At 72.1% G+C, this 16,508-nt stretch carries 16 protein-coding genes and 1 pseudogene; 4 read left to right on the plus strand and 13 right to left on the minus strand.

Going from position 1 to position 16,508, the window contains the following annotated elements:
- Positions 1–6 precede the first annotated feature (6 nt).
- Positions 7–666 (minus strand): SDR family NAD(P)-dependent oxidoreductase, encoded by a 660-nt coding sequence (locus ACQEVZ_RS49410; protein WP_360558823.1) that lies wholly within the window; start codon positions 664–666, stop codon positions 7–9.
- Positions 667–1,770: an AMP-binding protein gene (locus ACQEVZ_RS49415; RefSeq protein ID WP_433381851.1), complete on the minus strand. Its 1,104-nt coding sequence runs from the start codon at positions 1,768–1,770 to the stop codon at positions 667–669.
- Between the two features lie 46 nt (positions 1,771–1,816).
- Between ACQEVZ_RS49415 and ACQEVZ_RS49420 the strand changes: the two genes are divergently transcribed.
- The 3 genes and pseudogenes from ACQEVZ_RS49420 (at position 1,817) to ACQEVZ_RS49430 (ending at position 3,915) form a co-directional block, all read left to right on the plus strand.
- Positions 1,817–2,968 (plus strand): acetyl-CoA C-acetyltransferase, encoded by a 1,152-nt coding sequence (locus tag ACQEVZ_RS49420; RefSeq protein ID WP_433381854.1) that lies wholly within the window; start codon positions 1,817–1,819, stop codon positions 2,966–2,968.
- Positions 2,943–3,708: pseudogene (locus tag ACQEVZ_RS49425) on the plus strand (SDR family oxidoreductase). The gene ACQEVZ_RS49420 and the pseudogene ACQEVZ_RS49425 overlap by 26 nt, the downstream one beginning before the upstream one ends.
- 48 nt (positions 3,709–3,756) lie before the next feature.
- Positions 3,757–3,915 carry a hypothetical protein gene (locus ACQEVZ_RS49430; RefSeq protein ID WP_433381856.1) on the plus strand — a complete coding sequence of 53 codons (159 nt, stop codon included), beginning with the start codon at positions 3,757–3,759 and terminating at the stop codon, positions 3,913–3,915.
- 5 nt (positions 3,916–3,920) lie between these two features.
- On the opposite strand, the gene ACQEVZ_RS49435 is transcribed toward ACQEVZ_RS49430, so the two are convergent.
- Genes ACQEVZ_RS49435 through ACQEVZ_RS49450 form a run of 4 tightly spaced genes read right to left on the minus strand, consistent with a single transcriptional unit; the run spans position 3,921 to position 7,768 of the window.
- A complete protein-coding gene (locus tag ACQEVZ_RS49435; RefSeq protein WP_433381859.1) occupies positions 3,921–4,913 on the minus strand; it encodes an acyl-CoA dehydrogenase family protein in 993 nt (330 codons plus the stop codon).
- Positions 4,910–6,058, minus strand: coding sequence for an acyl-CoA dehydrogenase family protein (locus ACQEVZ_RS49440; protein WP_433381862.1), 1,149 nt, complete (start codon positions 6,056–6,058; stop codon positions 4,910–4,912). The genes ACQEVZ_RS49435 and ACQEVZ_RS49440 overlap by 4 nt, the downstream gene beginning before the upstream one ends.
- A 1-nt stretch (position 6,059) precedes the next feature.
- The gene (locus ACQEVZ_RS49445; protein ID WP_344499679.1) at positions 6,060–6,905 is read right to left on the minus strand and encodes an SDR family oxidoreductase; all 846 of its coding nucleotides are present in this window, start codon (positions 6,903–6,905) and stop codon (positions 6,060–6,062) included.
- Positions 6,902–7,768, minus strand: coding sequence for an LLM class F420-dependent oxidoreductase (locus ACQEVZ_RS49450; protein WP_344499677.1), 867 nt, complete (start codon positions 7,766–7,768; stop codon positions 6,902–6,904). Before ACQEVZ_RS49450 ends, ACQEVZ_RS49445 begins: the two co-directional genes overlap by 4 nt.
- A 41-nt stretch (positions 7,769–7,809) precedes the next feature.
- On the opposite strand from ACQEVZ_RS49450, the gene ACQEVZ_RS49455 reads away from it, so the two are divergent.
- On the plus strand, positions 7,810–8,553 hold the full coding sequence (locus ACQEVZ_RS49455) for an SDR family NAD(P)-dependent oxidoreductase (RefSeq protein ID WP_433381867.1): 744 nt from the start codon (positions 7,810–7,812) through the stop codon (positions 8,551–8,553).
- A gap of 56 nt (positions 8,554–8,609) precedes the next feature.
- On the opposite strand, the gene ACQEVZ_RS49460 is transcribed toward ACQEVZ_RS49455, so the two are convergent.
- From ACQEVZ_RS49460 to ACQEVZ_RS49490, 7 genes are all read right to left on the minus strand, one after another.
- Positions 8,610–9,329 (minus strand): ABC transporter ATP-binding protein, encoded by a 720-nt coding sequence (locus ACQEVZ_RS49460; RefSeq protein ID WP_360558833.1) that lies wholly within the window; start codon positions 9,327–9,329, stop codon positions 8,610–8,612.
- The gene (locus ACQEVZ_RS49465) at positions 9,316–10,137 is read right to left on the minus strand and encodes an ABC transporter ATP-binding protein (RefSeq protein WP_363398040.1); all 822 of its coding nucleotides are present in this window, start codon (positions 10,135–10,137) and stop codon (positions 9,316–9,318) included. Before ACQEVZ_RS49465 ends, ACQEVZ_RS49460 begins: the two co-directional genes overlap by 14 nt.
- On the minus strand, positions 10,130–11,080 hold the full coding sequence (locus tag ACQEVZ_RS49470) for a branched-chain amino acid ABC transporter permease (protein WP_360558836.1): 951 nt from the start codon (positions 11,078–11,080) through the stop codon (positions 10,130–10,132). The genes ACQEVZ_RS49465 and ACQEVZ_RS49470 overlap by 8 nt, the downstream gene beginning before the upstream one ends.
- Positions 11,077–11,952: a branched-chain amino acid ABC transporter permease gene (locus ACQEVZ_RS49475; RefSeq protein ID WP_344499667.1), complete on the minus strand. Its 876-nt coding sequence runs from the start codon at positions 11,950–11,952 to the stop codon at positions 11,077–11,079. Before ACQEVZ_RS49475 ends, ACQEVZ_RS49470 begins: the two co-directional genes overlap by 4 nt.
- A gap of 12 nt (positions 11,953–11,964) precedes the next feature.
- Positions 11,965–13,182, minus strand: a complete 1,218-nt coding sequence (locus ACQEVZ_RS49480; RefSeq protein WP_344499665.1) for an ABC transporter substrate-binding protein — start codon at positions 13,180–13,182, stop codon at positions 11,965–11,967.
- 340 nt (positions 13,183–13,522) lie between these two features.
- On the minus strand, positions 13,523–13,912 hold the full coding sequence (locus ACQEVZ_RS49485) for a hypothetical protein (protein ID WP_433381874.1): 390 nt from the start codon (positions 13,910–13,912) through the stop codon (positions 13,523–13,525).
- Between the two features lie 888 nt (positions 13,913–14,800).
- Positions 14,801–16,402, minus strand: a complete 1,602-nt coding sequence (locus tag ACQEVZ_RS49490; protein WP_433381877.1) for a cellulose binding domain-containing protein — start codon at positions 16,400–16,402, stop codon at positions 14,801–14,803.
- Positions 16,403–16,508: the final 106 nt, after the last annotated feature.

Consider the following 16,508-nt stretch of genomic DNA (forward strand, 5'->3'; position numbering starts at 1 on the left):
TGACGGTTACTGGGAGACCGTCCAGCCGCCGTCGACGGGCAGCAGGACGCCGTTGATGTACGCGGCGGACGGGGAGAGCAGGAACAGCACCGCGGCGGCGACGTCCTCGGGGCGCCCGGCGCGGCGCATCGGGTTGCGGGCGATGAGGTCCCGGCCGAGCGGCGTGTCGCCGAACCCGGCCATCCTCGGCGTGTCGATGAAGCCGGGGGCGACGGCGTTGGCGCGCACCGCCGGCGCGATCCGGGTGGCGAGGTGGCGGGTGTAGCCGGCGATGGCGGCCTTGCCGGCCGAGTACCAGGCCGAGTCGGTGCCGACGAGATTCCCGGCGACGGAGGCGACGTTGACCACCGCCGCGCCCTCGGGCGGGCCGGTGCGCAGCCAGGCCGTGGTGACGGTCTCGACGCTGCCGGCGGTCGCGGTGAGGCCCTCGGCGAAGCCGAGCGGGGCGCCGCCGCTGGCCGGGCCGGCGTTGTTGACGAGGAACCGGGCCGGCCCGCTCGCCTCCAGCGCCGCCGCGACCGCGGCCGGGTCGCGGACGTCGACGACGAGACCGCCGTCGGTCGGGGCCAGGTCCCAGACAACCGGGCGGAGGCCTTGTTCCAGCGCGAGGCGGACGATCGCGGCGCCGATGCCGCTGGCACCACCGGTGACGATGACGGTGTCCATCTACGCCGCCGCGCGCAGGGTTGTCTTGAGCACCTTGCCGCTGGCGTTGCGCGGCAACGCGTCCAGGAACACGTAGGAGCGCGGCAACGTGTAGTTCGCGAGGCGTTCCATGCAGTACACGGCAAGCTCCTCATGCGTCACTGTGTGGTCCGTTCGCGGGACGATGCAGGCGCGGGCGACCTCGCCGAGGCGCTCGTCGGGGACGCCGATGACCGCGACCTCGGCGACGCCCTCGTGCCGGGCGAGGACCTGCTCGATCTCGGCCGGGTAGGCGTTGAACCCGCCGACGATGAACATGTCCTTGAGCCGGTCGGTGATCCGCAGGTAGCCGCGCTCGTCGAGGACGCCGATGTCGCCGGTGTGCAGCCAGCCGGCGGCGTCGAGCGCGTCGGCGGTCGCCGCCGGATCCTGCCAGTAGCCGCGCATCACGTTGTACCCGCGGATGAGCACCTCCGAGGTGACCGGATCGACGGCGACCTCAACGCCGTCGATCGCGGCGCCGCAGGTGGTCGACACGGTGGTTGGGTCGTCGCCGGGGCGGCACATGGTGGCCGTGCCGCAGGACTCGGTGAGCCCGTAGGCGGTGAGCACCCTCGCCAGCTTCAGCTCCTCGCGGAGCCGCTCGATCATGACCACCGGCACCGTGGTGGCGCCGGTGACCGCGACCCGCAGGCTGAAGGTGTCCCACTCCGCCAGGGTTACGATGTCCGACAAGTCGGGTAGGTTCTCCGCCGCCAGCGAGTCGACGTAGCGGTTGCCGAGGAAGCCGTCGTCGACCAGCAGCAGCCGCGCGCCGCTGCGAGCCAGGATGTAGCCGGCCTCCGGCCCCTTGAAGCGGGTGTTCAGCGGGACGAGGACACCACCGGCGGTGACGACGCCGAGCGCGGCGACGACCCACCGCCACGAGTTCGGCGCCCACAGTGCGACCCGGTCACCCTTGCCGACACCCCTGGCGGCAAGGGCTCCGGCGAACCGGGCGACCTCTTCGGCCAGCCCAGCGTAGGTGAGCCGGACCGGGCCGTCGACGATCGCCTCGCGGTCGCGGTGGTGCTCGGCGCCGGAGCACACCAGGTCCGGCAGCGTCCGGGCACTCAACGGTTCCATGCCACACACCTTACCAACCAAGCGCTCGCTTGGTAAAGTGTCGAGCATGACAGAGGCTTACCTGGTCGAAGCGGTGCGCACCCCAGTCGGCCGGCGGGGTGGCGGCCTCGCCGGCGTGCACCCGGCCGACCTCGGCGCGCACGTGCTGACCGCGCTCATGGACCGCAGCGGCGTCGACCCGGCCGCCGTCGACGACGTCATCTTCGGCTGCGTCGACGCCATCGGCCCGCAGGCCGGCAACATCGCCCGCACCTCCTGGCTCGCCGCCGGCCTGCCCGACGCCGTCCCCGGCGTCACCGTCGACCGGCAGTGCGGCTCCTCCCAGCAGGCGCTGCACTTCGCCGCCCAGGCCGTCATGTCCGGCACCGCCGACCTCGTCGTGGCCGGTGGCGTGCAGAACATGAGCGCCATCCCGATCTCCGCCGCGATGCTGGCCGGCCGGACGTATGGCTTCGACGATCCGTTCCGCGGCTCCACCGGCTGGCAGACCCGCTACGGTGACCAGGAGATCAGCCAGTTCAGGGCCGCGGAGCTCATCGCCACGAAATGGTCCCTCAGCCGGTCTGAGATGGAGGTGTACGCGCTGAGCAGCCATCAAAAGGCGGCCGCCGCCCGGTCCGCGGGCCGCTTCACGCGCGAGACGGTGCCCTACGGTGACGTGTCCGCCGACGAGGGACCGCGCCCGGACACCTCGCTGGAGAAGATGGCCGGCCTGCCCACGCTCACCCCGGGCGGGGTCGTCACCGCCGCACTCGCCAGCCAGATCTCCGACGGCGCCGCAGCCCTGCTGGTCGCCTCCGAAGCGGCGGTGCGCACCCACGGCCTGCGCCCCCGCGCCCGCGTGCACCACCTGAGCGTCCGCGCCGACGACCCCGTCTACATGCTCACCGGCCCGATTCCGGCGACCGCGCACGCCCTGCGGCGCAGCCGCCTCACCATCGACGACATCGACCTGGTCGAGATCAACGAGGCGTTCGTGCCGGTGGTCCTCGCCTGGCAGCGGGAGACCGGCGCCGACCCGGACCGGATCAACGTCAACGGCGGCGCGGTCGCGCTCGGCCACCCCCTCGGCGCGACCGGGGCCCGGCTGATGACGACGCTGCTGCACACCCTGGAGGACACCGGCGGCCGCTACGGGCTGCAGACCATGTGCGAGGGCGGGGGGACGGCGAATGTCACCATCATCGAACGGCTCTGAACCCGCCGCGCTGGTCACCGGCGGCACCCGCGGGATCGGCCGGGAGATCGCGGCGCGTCTCGCCGGTGCCGGCTTCCAGGTCCTGGTCTGCGGCCGGCGCGAACCTGCCGACCTGCCGGCCGGGGTGGTCTTCACCGCCGCCGACGTGCGCGAGCCGGACGAGGCCGCCGCGCTGGTGACGACGGCCGTCGACCGGTTCGGCCGACTCGACCTCCTGGTGAACAACGCCGGCGGCTCCCCCGCGGTCCCGGCCGCGATCGCCTCGCCGAACCTGGTGACCGCCGTCGTCCGGCTCAACCTCCTCGCGCCGTTCTTCGTCGCCCAGGCCGCGAACGCGGTCATGCAGACCCAGCCGGGCAGTGGGCTGATCGTCAACATCGGCAGCGTGTCCGCGCTGCGACCGGCACCCGGCACCGCCGCGTACGCCGCCGCCAAGGCCGGCCTCGAGGTCCTCACCCGCGCCCTGGCCCTGGAGTGGGCGCCGAAGGTCCGGGTCAGCACCGTCACCGCCGGCGTGGTCCGCACCGACGACACGCCGCGCACTACGGCGACAGGACGCCCTGGCCGCGGTCGCCGCGACCGTCCCCATGGGCCGCATGGCGACCCCCGCCGACATTGCCGACGCGGTGCTGCTGCTGACGTCGCCCCTCGCGGCGTACCTGACCGGGGCGAGTCTCCTCGTCGACGGCGGCGGCCAGCTCCCCCGCTACACCGAGACCGCCCGCCCCGTCACGCCCTGACCATCCGGCGGGTCCTCGCGACGGCGCACGACCGCCTACGCTCTTGACGTGACGCTCGCCTGGCGGGCCAAAGCCACCCTCGTCGCCGTGGCGGCGCTGGCCGCCATCGTGACGGTCAAGTTCGTGCTCCAGATGGCCATCACGCTGATGTCGCAGGCCGGCAACGTTGTGCGGTCGGCACCGAAGCCGCTGCCACGCCTGGCGTAGCGGCGCTACAGGCCGGCGCGGGACAGCAGGAGGCGGCGCAGGGCGACCGGGTCGCCGGCGAGGAGCCGGTTGGCGGTGGCGCGTTTCAGGAAGCGGTGCGCGTCATGCTCCCAGGTGAAGCCGATCCCGCCGAGCAGCTGGATCGACGCCCGGGTCACGGTCCACGCGGCCTCCGTCGCGATCAGCTTGGCGAGGGGCGCCGCGGTGGCGAACTCGGATGTGCCTGCGGCGCGCAGGGCGTACCACACGGATGACACCGCCTGTTCGAGGTGGACGTGCAGGTCGGCGACGCGGTGCCGCAGCGCCTGGAACGTCGCGAGGGGCACCCCGAACTGCTCGCGGGTGCGCAGGTGCTCGACGGTGACCCGCAGCGAGGCGCGGGCCACGCCGATGGACTCCGCGGCGAGCGCGGCGTGCAGCAGGTCCTGCGCGCGGGCGGCGTCGCGGGCGACGAGGTGGCCGGGCGCCTCCCACAGCACGAGGGTCCCCTGCCCGCGGGTCTGGTCCAGGGTCGGCTGCGGCCGTATCTCCGGGTCGGTGACGGCGTACAGCGCAGTGCCGTCCGACACGATCACGACCCCGGCCGATTCGGCGTCCAGGACGTGCGCGAACGAGCCGTCCAGGACGAACCCGTCGCCGTCGGGCCGGGCGGTGCAGCTGCCGTCGAGGGCGACCGCGCCGATCAGGTCACCGGCGGCGAGTGCCGGCAGGAGCGACGCGGCGGCGGGCAGGTCCGGGTCGAGGGCGAGGGCGGCGACCGTGGTGGACAGCAGCGGCGAGTGCAGCAGCGCGGCGCCGGCCTCCTCCAGGACGATGCCGACCTCGACCAGGGAGGCGCCGAAGCCGCCGTGGTCCTCCCCGATGGCCAGGGCGGTCAGGCCGAGTTCGCCGGTAAGCCGGCCCCAGTCCGCGCCGGTGCTGAAGAACGCGGCGACACTCTCGCGCAGCGCGGCGTGCTCCTGCTCTTGTTCCTGCTTCTGTTCCTGCTCCAGGGTCATCGGGTGCCTCGCGGGGTTCGGCCGAGGATCCGGTCGGCGACGATGTTGCGCTGGATCTCGTCGGAGCCGCCGTAAATGGTGTCGGCGCGGGTGAACAGGAACAGCCGCTGGGCGTCGGTCAGCTCATACGGCGCGGCCTCGGCGACGGTCGACGCGGCCCCGCCCACGTCCATGGCCAGTTCCCCGAGGCGCTGATGCCAGCCGGCCCACAGCAGCTTCGCCACCGACGCCCCGACCGGGTCCGGTTCGGTGGCCGACAGCGCCCGCAGCGCGTGGTGGCGCAGGCCCTGCAGCCCGGCCCAGGCCTCCGCGATGCGGTCCGCGACGACGGGGTCGTCGAAGGACCCGTTGGCCCGCGCGGCGGCGACCACGGCGTCGAGTTCGCGAGCGAAGCCGAGCTGCTGGCCGAGGGTGGCGACACCGCGCTCGTAGGACAGGGTGCGGGTGGCGACCCGCCAGCCGTCACCGGGCGCCCCGACGACCAGGTCCGCGTCGGTGCTGGCGCTGTCGAAGAAGACCTCGTTGAACTCCGACGTCCCGGTGAGCTGCATGATGGGCCGCACCTCGACGCCGGGCTGACGCATCGGCACCAGCAGGTAGGACAGGCCGGACTTGCGGGTCGCGGCGGGGTCGGTACGCGCGAGCACGAAGCACCAGTCGGCGGCGTGCGCCAGGGACGTCCACACCTTCTGCCCGGTGATCCGCCAGCGGTCGCCGGACAGTTCCGCGCGGGTGCGGACCCCGGCGAGGTCGGAACCGGCGCCGGGCTCGGAGTAGCCCTGGCACCACAGTTCCTCGGCCCGGGCGATCGGCGGCAGGAAGCGGCGGCGCTGCGCTTCGGTGCCGTGCGCGATGAGGGTCGGTGCGAGCAGGTATTCGCCGATGTGGCTGAGCCGGCCTGGGCCGCCGGCGCGGGCGTACTCCTCGAAGAACACCACCTGCTCGGCGATGCTCGCACCACGGCCGTACGGCGCCGGCCAGCCGAGGCCGATCCAGCCGGCGGCGCCGAGCTCCCGCTCCCACTTCGCCCGCAGCTCCAGTTGCTCGTGCTCCCGGCCCGGTCCGCCCGCGCCGACCAGCGGGGCGAACTCGCCGGTCAGGTGCTCCCGCAGCCAGGCGCGGACGTCGGCCGCCCGGAGGCTCACCTCAGGCGCCATAGACGGCCGCCGGGGCTGGTGCGCGCGACAGCAGGTCGCGCACGACGGGGCCGAGCTCGTCGGGGTGCCAACGCCGGCCGGCGTCGCGGACCTCGCCGTGCTGCCAGCCGCCGGCGACGCTGACCCGGCCGCCGGAGACCTCGAAGACCCGGCCGGTCACGTCGCCGCTGTCGGCGCCGGCGAGCCAGACGACGAGCGGGGACACGTTGCCGGGGTCCATCTCGTCGAAGCCGGCGTCGGGGGCGCGCATGGCGTCGGCGAAGACCTCCTCGGTCATCGCGGTGCGGGCGCTGGGGGCGATGGCGTTGACGGTGACGCCGTAGCGGGCCAGTTCGGCGGCGGCGACCTGGGTCAGTGCGGCGATCCCGGCCTTGGCGGCGCTGTAGCTCGCCTGCCCGACGCTGCCCATGAGCCCGGCGCCGGAGGTGGTGTTGACGACCCGGGCGGCGACGTCCTCACCGGCCTTGGCCCGGGCCCGCCAGTGCGCGGCGGCGTGCCGTAGCGGAGCGGCGGTGCCCTTGAGGTTGACCCTCATGACGGCGTCCCACTCGTCCTCGGCGAGGTTGACGACCATCCGGTCGCGGGCCAGGCCGGCGTTGTTGACGAGGGCGTCGAGGCGGCCGTGCTCGGCGACCGCCTTGCCGACGAGGGCGGCGGCGAAGTCCCAGTCGGCGATGTCGCCGGGGAACGCGACCGCGCCGGTGTGTGCGGCGACCTCGGCGAGCGCGCCGGCGTCCAGGTCGTTGAGCACGAGGCGGGCGCCGGCCGCGGCGAAGGCGAGTGCGTGCGCCTTGCCGAGTCCCTGGGCGGCGCCGGTGACGATGACGGATCTCATGCGCGGAGCACCTCTCGCTGATACCGGCGGACCTTGTCCCGGACGCCGACGAGGTCGGCGGGGTCGGCCCGGATGACGACCCGGGAGACGCCGAGGGAGCGCAGCGTCTCCAGCTCCCCCACGTTGCCCGGGGCCCTCATGGTGATCTCGACGTCGTCGATGGTGCGGCCGGCTGCCGCGCACTCGGCGGCGAGCGCGGTCCGCAGTTCGGCGAAGCGGTCTGCGCTGACGCCGAGCGGATACCAGCCGCCGCCGAAGCGGGCGGCCCGGCGCACCGCGGCGAGCGAGTGCCCGCCGACGACGATCGGCACGCCGCCGGGGCGGGTGGGCCGGGGGCGGCTGTGCACGTCGTGGAACGACACGAACCGGCCGGTGTGGCTCGCCGGGGCCTGCGTCCAGAGCGCGTGCATGGCGGAGAGGTACTCGTCGGCGCGGGCGCCGCGTTCCTCGAACGGCACACCGAGGGCGTCGTACTCCTCGCGCAGCCAGCCGACGCCGATGCCGGCCAGGAGCCGCCCGCCGCTGAGCACGTCGACGGTGGCGAGGCGTTTCGCGAGGTCGACGGGGTGGTGTTCGGGCAGGATGAGCATGGCGGTGCCGAGGCGCAGCGTGGTGGTGTGCGCGGCGGCGAAGGTGAGCCAGTGCAGCGGGTCGGGGATGTCGTCGCCGGCGCCGAGGCTCATCCGGCCGCCCGGGTCGTACGGATACGCAGAGGTGTAGTCGTCGGGGACCACGACGTGCTCGACGGCCCAGACGGACTCGCAGCCGAGGTCCTCGAGCAGCCGGACAAAGCGGGCGGTGGTGGCGGGATCGGCGGCGCCGGTGCCGCCGAGGACGGGCATGACCCCGAGTTTCAGCTCCACGACGGGTACTCTACCAAACGCTTGCTTGGTACCTTGAGCGGATGGATTTCAGGTTCCGCAAGGGCGTCGCCGTCGTCACCGGTGCCACCGGCGGCATCGGCAGCGCCGTCGCCCGCCTCCTCGTCGCTCGCGGCAGCCGCGTGCTGCTCGCCTACCGCGGCAACGCCGCAGCGGCCGAGGCCCTCGCCGCCGACCTGCCGGGTGCGAGCGCGCACCGGGTCGAGCTGAGCGATCCGGCGTCGTGCGCGGCGCTGATCGACGCGGCACCGGTCGTGCACACCCTGGTGCACGCCGCCGGGCCACACGTGCCGATGCTGCACCTGAGCCGGGTCGCGCCGGACCGGTTCGCCACGCAGCTCACCGAGGACGTGGCCGGGTTCTTCAACATCCTCGCCGCGACCCTGCCGCGGCTGCGAGAATCCCGCGGCAGCCTGGTCGCGGTCACCACCGCCGCCACCCGCCGGTTCCCGGTCCGCGACGGCCTCTCGGCCGGCCCCAAGGCGGCGGTCGAGGCGCTCGTGCGCGGGATCGCCGCAGAGGAGGGCCGCTTCGGCGTCCGGGCGAACTGCGTCGGGCCGGGCATGCTCACCGACGGCATGGCGGCCCGCCTCATCGCCGACGGCGATCTGGACGAGCGCGCCTTGGAGGTGACCCGCGGCAACATCCCGCTGCGGACGTTCGGCACCGCCGCCGACGTCGCCGAGGCGGTGTGTTTCCTCGCCAGCGACCGGGCCCGGTTCATCACCGGCCAGAAGCTCGACGTCGACGGCGGCTACGCCGCCTGACCACACCGTTCGGGCCCGCACGACGAAGGACGTCGTACGGGCCCGATGCGGCTGGGTCAGTGCGCGGCGGTCTTCAGCACACCCATCCGGGTGCGGTACTCGCCGTCGAGGGCCGCGCCGCCGTCCTCGCGGGTCGCGACCACCTCACCACGGACCAGCACGTAGCCGCGGTCGACGGCGCCGCGGACCGCGCCGAGGGCGGGCTCCGCCATGAGCACCGCGACGCCTTCGCCGGCGAGCTGGGTGACGGTGCGCAGCAGCTCCTGCACGACGAGCGGGGCGAGCCCGGTCATCATCTCGTCGAGCAGCAGCACCCGCGGCGAGCCCATCAGCGCCCGGGACACGACGAGCATCTGCTGCTCACCGCCGGACAGCACGCCGACGAGGCTCTTCATCCGGGTCCGCAGGATGGGGAAGCGGTCGATCGCGGTCTGCACCGCACTGCGCGGCAGGCGCAGCAGCTCCGCCATGACCTGCAGGTTGTCCGCGACGTTGAGCTTCGGAAACAGCTGGCGGCCCTGCGGCACCACGGCGATCCCGGCGCGGGCCCGGGCAGCCGGTTTGAGCCGGCTGACGTCCTCACCGTCCAGGAACACCCGGCCGGTCGCCGCGACCGAGCCGTACGCGGCGAGCAGGGCGCTGCTCTTGCCGGCGCCGTTCGGCCCGACCAGGGCGGTGATCACGCCGCCGGGCGCGACGATGTCCACACCGGCGACCGCGCTGGCATGCCCGTAACGGACGGTCAGCCCTTCGAGGCGCAGCTCATGAGACGACATGCGGAACCTCCTCGGCGTCATCTGGGGCAGCGGCCGGGGCGGGGTCGGTGACCCCGAAGTACACCTGCTGCATCTGCGGGCTGTCGAGGCATTCCCGGGGCGAGCCGTCGAACACCGACTGGCCGCGGTCCAGCAGCATGATCCGGTCGACGAGGCCCGCGACGAGGTCGACGTTGTGGTCGACGAGGATCACCGCGTGGCCGCGCCGCTGCACGGTGCGCACCACCTCGGAGATGCCGGTGACGCCGGCCGCGTCCGAGCCGGCGAACGGCTCGTCGAGCAGCAGCACCAGGGGGTCCTGGCCGAGCGCGCGGCCGACCTCGACGAGGCGCTGCTCGCCGAGGGACAGGTCGCCGGCGGGCCGGTCGAGCCGGTCGATGCCGAGCTCCTCGGCGAGCGCGGCGACGGCGGCGAGGTCGGCCGGCGGGTACGGGCGGAACGCCCCGCTGAACGACCCGGCGATCATCTGCCAGACGGTGCCGTGCCGCCGGGCGGCCCGGCCGAGCAGCAGGTTCTCCGCGACGGTGAGCTCGAGGGCGAGCTGCGGATACTGGAAGGTGCGGGCCAGCCCGGCCTTGGCGCGCCGGGACGCGGGACCGGCCAGGCGCTGCCCGCGCAGCGTCAACAATCCCTCGGTGGCCGGCTGCGCGCCGGAGATGAGGTCGACCAGGGTCGTCTTGCCGGCCCCGTTGGGCCCGACGAGGCCGAGGACCTCACCGGCGGTGAGCGAGAACGACACGTCCTGCAGGGCGGTGACCCCGCCGTAGCGTTTGGTCAGGCCGGATCCGACGAGGAGCGTCTCAGCCACGGCGTCCCCCCACAAGCTTGGTGAGCCTGCTCGCGTATCCGATGACGCCCTGCGGCGCGACGAGCAGGATGACGAGGACCCCGAGCGCGAGGATCAGCGTGCCGCTGGTCTCCACGGCGGGGAAGTTCAGGGTGAGCTCGACGGCGATGACGGCGCCGAGGACGGCACCCCAGGGGGTGGCCGCGCCGCCGATGAGCGGCATGAAGATGGCCAGGAACACCAGGTTGAGGGTGAACGTGTCCGGGGTGACGCTGCCGGCCGAGTAGGTGAACAGGCCGCCGCCGACGGCCGCGATCGCGGCGCCGATGGCCAGGGACACGAGGTTCATCACCGGCACCCGCACCCCGGCCGCCTCCACCGCGCGGGGCGCGTCGCGCATGGTCCGCACGATCACACCCCACGGCGACATCCGCAGCCGGTCGAGCAGGAACGCGATGACGCACACGACGACGGTGCAGCCGACGACGACCTGGTAGTGGCTGGGCTGCCAGCCGAGGATGTCGAGCTTGCGGAGGCTGCCGAGGCCCCCCGAGCCGCCGGAGATACCTTCGGCGTCCACCAGCCAGGCGGTGAACGCCATCCCGAACAGCAGCGTCACCGCGGCGAGGAAGAAGCCGGACAGCCGCCGGGTGGCGAGCCCGAGCAGCACGGCGACGGCCGCCGCGACGATCGGCCCGGCGACCCAGGCGAGGATGAGCGGCAGGCCGCTCTTCGTCGAGATCAGGCCGACCGCGTAGCCGCCGATGCCGGCGTACGCGCCGTAGGCCATCGACAGTGATCCCGCCATCAGGTACGGCACGTACATGCCGAGTGCGATCAGCGCGTAGGTGGCGGTCGTGGTGACCAGCGTCTGCTTGTAGCCGTCCGCGCCGACCCAGAGCAGGATCAGCACCGCGCCCACGACGCCGCCCAGCAGGCCGAAGGAGCCGGGGAAGCGCTTCATGCTCGTACCCTCCGCACGAACAGGCCGCTCGGTTTGAGGGCGAAGAACAACAGGGCGACGATCAGCAGCCCGTACACGTGGGACTGGCCGCCGAAGTAGTAGGGGACGAAGACCTCGACGGCGCCGAGCAGCAGCCCGCCGACGAGCGGCGCCCAGACCGAGCCGGTGCCGCCGACCACCATCGCGAGGAAGCCCGACAGCGCCCAGCTGAGCCCCGACAGTGAGCTGACGCCCGCCTTCGGTGCGAACAGCAGCCCGGTGATCCCGGCGAGCAGACCCGACAGCAGGAACGCGATGAGCCGCACCCGGTTGACGGGGAGGCCGAGGAGTCCGGCGGCGTGGGTGCTGTCACCGACCGCGCGTAGCAGCCGGCCGGTACGGGTGCTGCGGATCCACACCGCGAGACCCGCGAACGCGACGACGGTGAAGGCGAGCAGCACCAGGGCGCTCGGCTGCACGACCGTGTCGCCGACCGTCACCGGGTCGAACGTGAGGAGGTTCTGCCCCGGCAACGTGGTGTAGCCGAACAGGTACCCGCCGAGCTGCTGGATCGCGAACAGCACCGCCGCGACGGCGACCAGGGCGGGCAGTTCGCCGCCGCCGGAGCGGCGCTGCACCGGCCTGACCACGACCAGTTCGGTGACGACGGCGAGCGCCGCGGCGGCGGTGATCGCCACCGCCGCCGCGGCCCACACGTTCATGTCCTCGTAGAGCACCAGGTACGACGTGCACAGCCCGCCGACCATCGCGTACGGCCCGATCGCGAAGTTGAAGAACCCGGCGCCGACCAGGACCAGGTAGTAGGCCAGCGCGAGCAGGCCGAAGAAACACCCCATCTCGAGGGCGGACAACCACAGCTGCAGCTGGCCCATACTGTTACCTCACTACTTGGCGCACGGCGGCTGGAAAGTGGCCCACGGGCCCTTGGGCTTGTTGTCCGCGCCGAACTCGATGAGCGACAGCCCGCACGCCCCGTCCGCGCCCAGGTGCTTGTCGGCGCCGAACGACAGCGTGAAGTTCGCCTGGCCGAAGGTGGCCGGGTAGCCCTTGACGCTCTGGATCGCCTCGTTGAGCTTCTTCGAGTCGTCGACCCCGCCGGCCTTCTCGATCGCCAGCTTGAGCACGTGCACCGAGTCCCATGCCTGGGCGTCGTATGCGGTGATGTCGTAGTCCTTGCCGTACTTGTCCTTCAGCAGGGTCACGAGCGCCTGGGTGCGCGGGTTTGCCGTGTTGATGGAGCCCATGAAGATGAGGCCCTCCAGGGCGCCCGGGGCGGCCAGCTTCCAGGAGGCGGGCTGGTTGCCGATGGACGCGAGCGAGAAGCGCTTCGTGCCTTTCATCTGGCTGCCCAGGGTGTTCTGGGCGAGCACCTCGAACGCGCCGCCGACGCTGGTCACCAGGACCGCGTCAGGGTTGGCGTTCTTGAGCCGGGCCACCTGCGCTGACAGGTCGGAGGCGTTGGCCGCGCCCTTCTCGGTGGCCACGATCTGCACGCAGGACAGCGCCGGCAGCAGCGCCTTGTCGAGCGCGGCGATCGTGGTCGTGTCGTCGGTGAGGACGCCGATCTTCGTGATGTTCGCGGCCTTGAAGGCGCCGCAGTACACCTGTGCCCAGTCCGTGGTGGTGTTGGCGAGCATGTAGATCAGCTCGTTGTCCGGCGGTGCGACCAGTGTGGCGGTGACACCGGTGGGTGCGATGGCGGGCAGGCCGAGCGCCGTGAGCGTCGACTTCGCCTGGAGGATGGCGGCGCTGCCGCTCTGCAGGAACAGTGCCTTGGCGCCCTGGCCGGCGAGCTTCTGCAGCACGGCCGGCACCTTGGTCGGGTCGGACTCGTCGTTCTCGACGACCAGCTGCAGCGGGCGGCCCAGCACGCCGCCCTTGTCGTTGACGTCCTGGATCGCCAGCCGGATCGTCTTGCCGGCGATGGTGCTGTAGGAGGCGCCAGAGCCGGTGCTGTCCTCGTCCAGACCGATGATGATCGGAGCGCCGGACGCGGTGCCGTTGCTCGGCTTTTCGTTCCCCGCCTTGTTACCGCAGCCGGCGACGGTGAGCGCCGCCAGCGCGAGACAGCTGACGATGCGGCTCGTCAATGAAACGCCCATTTGTACCCCTGTCACGGAATTATACGAATCGTCAGCCTCAGGAGGAGTGATCGCGGCGAACACCGCCGGCCGTTTGGCCTCATGTCCATTAACCTAACAAGCGCTTGGTTTTTACATCTTGGCCACGGGCGCCCAGCGTGTCAAGAACGCCACGGACGCACGGACGTAACAGAACCGTCAAAATCCGCGACGAGCCGCAACACAACAGCGCCGCGGGACGTCCCGCGGCGCTGGTAAGCGACCGGTCGCGCCGGCTACACGGCCAGAGCGTCGACGAGGCAGTCACCGAAGATACCGCGAGGCGGCGCCGTGACGACCACGACGGCCGGAGCGGTGCTGGTCAGACGGCCGGTAGGACCTCGCGGGCGAGGCGCTCGACCTGTTCGTCCCGACCGGGTCCGGACGGCTTCAGGTTGAGCACGGTGAAGCCCATCCCGGTCAGCGCCCGCAGCCGCTCGGCGACCTGGTCCGGCGATCCGGAGATCACGCCGGGCCTGACGTCTCCGACGCGCACCTCGACGTTGGGGGCGCAGGTGATGTCGTCCATCGAGCGGCCGGCCGCCGCCGCGGCGGTGGCGACGCGGTCACGCATCCCGGGCGGGCGGTCCAGCGGCGCATAGCCCAGCGACGGCATCCACCCGTCGACCTTGTCCCGCGGCGCCGGCACGCCGATGCCGAAGGCGCGGAACTCCTCGTCGGACGCGCCACCGCCGCTTGATCCACTAGGCAAATCCCCAGCTCACGCCTGAAACGCAGTTTTGGCATGCCAGCAGTTCCGGCGCGGCGCAGCAGCCGACCGGCATGCCGCAGTGTGGCCGACGCCGCGCGATGAAACCTGGATCGGTGCTGCCACCGGCTTCCTCAGCGCTCTGCGGCCGCTGGAAGGCTGTCGGTGGTGGCGGCCCAGGACCTGAACTCCGTGACATCACCCCGGAGCAGTTTGCCGTGCTGGTTGCTCTTGCCAAGCAGGAGACCTCTCCGCAGCCGACCCAGGCCGGCCCCCCGCTACCGAGGTTTCCGAGGGCCCGGATGCCAAGATCCTCGCGTTCGATCCATCGAGAAAGAGGAACGGAAGGAGGCAGCTGACCAGCGTAAACAAGCAATCGAGTTGAGGGCCGACGGCGAGGCTGGAACCCGCAACCTTCCGATTACTGCTCTGTGTGCGCCGGCGCGGAGGGCTCGACGGGGAGGGAGGGGATGTCGGCACGGTAGAGGCTGAGCAGTATGCCGTGGGGCTCGCCGGTGGGGTCGTCGGTGGGGAGGTGGTCGCTGCCGGCGAACTGCTCCAAGCGCTCGGCGACGCTGCGGGCCTAATCGGGGGTGAGGCGGACGTGGCGCAGGATCGTGACGTCGGCGGTGGTCTCGTCGGCGGGGAGCATCTCGGACAGGGCGGCCTTGACGAGGAAGTCGCCGCCGACGGGGGCGTCCGGGGCGATGCGGAGGCGCTGACTGGTGGGCTCGTGGTACTGCTCGGTGCCGCCCCGGACGCGGCGGGCGCGGTCGCGCGGACCAGGCCGGCCGATGACGTCCTGCGGGAGCTCGCCGCGGAGACGGTCGCCGCGTTTCCGGACGCCGCGGAGATGCAGGAGGTGGGGCCGGCGGGCCGGCCCCCACCTCGTCAGACCTTGGTGCAGGTGGCGCCGTTGAGGGTGAAGGTGGACGGGATGCCGTTGGTGCCGGGGACCGAGGTGGCGCTGAAGCCGAAGTTCAGGCTGCCGCCGGCGGGGATGGTGACGTTGTAGTCGGCCGGGTTCCTGGCGGTCACCTGGTTGCCGGTCTGGGTGGGCACGGCGTTCCACATGTTCGTCACGACCTGGTTGCCCGGGAACGTCCACCGCAGGGCCCAGCCGGCGATCGGGGCGGTGCCGGTGTTGCGGATCGTCACGTCGCCGTTGAACGTGCTGCCCCAGTCGGACAGTCCATAGTGGACGGTACAGGGGCCGGACTGTGGCGGCACCGATGGCGAGGCCGACGGCGACGTGGACGGCGTCCGCGACGGGCTGGCGGAGAGTGACACGCTGGGCACGACGCCGCCGCTCTTGGTGATCATGTTGGCGGAGTGGGTGCGGAACGGGGCGAGCTCGGGTGCGCCCTTCATGACGCCGAACTTGCCGTCGACGTTGGTGGCCGAGTACCACCAGAAGGCGCTGCCGTCGCCGCCGGCGGCCTCGAAGTCGCTGTACAGGGCGCTGAACCAGGCGGTCCGGTCGACGTTGTGCACGTTGAACTCGCCCATGAAGAAGGGCTTGCCGACGAGGTTGTGCGAGTCGTTGATCCAGGCGCGGACCAGGGTCTTCGTCTGCTCGATACCGAGGTTCGCCCAGGACTCCGTCGGGTACGGGTGCGCGGAGGTGAAGTCGATGTACGGCGACTGGTGGATGTAGACGAAGGGGTTGCCCTCGTCGCCGCCGAAGCCGTACCGCGTCTCGTGGCCCTCCAGGCCGGTGCCGAGCAGGTGGTTGGGGTCGATGCCCTTGATGAACGCGCCCATCTCGTCGACCCAGGCGCGCAGCGTCGTGCCGCTGGTGTTCTCGTTGGGGGTCTGGTTCTCGTAGCGCGGCTCGTTCATGAGCTCCCACGCCATGATGGTCGGATCGTCCTTGTACTTGACGCCGCTGTAGTGGTTGGTGCGGTTCAGCGCGTACGAGACGTAGTTCTTGTAGCTGGTGAAGCAGCCTGGGCACTTCGACTTGTTGAAGAACTGCCCCCGGCCCGGCTGGCCGCCGGACAGGCCTTCCCACTGGAGGCGGCGGTCGATCCCGCCGTACGCCTCCCAGTAGTTGTCGAAGACCGGGATGAGGCGGATGTTGTGGATCCGGGCCGACTCGATGATGTAGTCGAACAGGGCGAACTGCTGCTCGTTGTAGACGCCCTTGGCGGTCTCGAAGCCGTGCCAGCTCTCCATGCTGAACATCCACAGGCGCAGGACGGTCACCTTGTCGGCGGCCAGGTTCGTCATGTGCGCGTCGATCTTGGCCTTGTCCATGTACTGGGTCTCGGTGTCACCGGAGCCGGAGCCGTAGGTGAACAGGTCGTAGGTGTTGGTCCCGGCGAAGTAGAAGCTCTTGCCGCCGAGGCAGAAGCGGATGCCGCAGCGCTGGACGAAGGCGGTGGCGGCGGCGGCCTGGTTGACGCCGGTCAGCGTGACGACGGCGCCGACCAGGACCAGGAGGACGGCGGTCAGCGCGGCGGGCCATCGGCGGCGGGCGGGTTTGCTCATGCGGGTTCCTTCGATGCCGATCGGGCGGGGTGTCCCGCGGCCGGCGCCAGCCGCGAGCATTGAACGTGATCGACCTAACCGGTTAAGCGAAGTCAGGTTACGACTC

The sequence above is a fragment of the Dactylosporangium sp. CA-152071 genome, from assembly GCF_050936335.1.
Taxonomy (GTDB): Bacteria; Actinomycetota; Actinomycetes; order Mycobacteriales; family Micromonosporaceae; genus Dactylosporangium; species Dactylosporangium maewongense.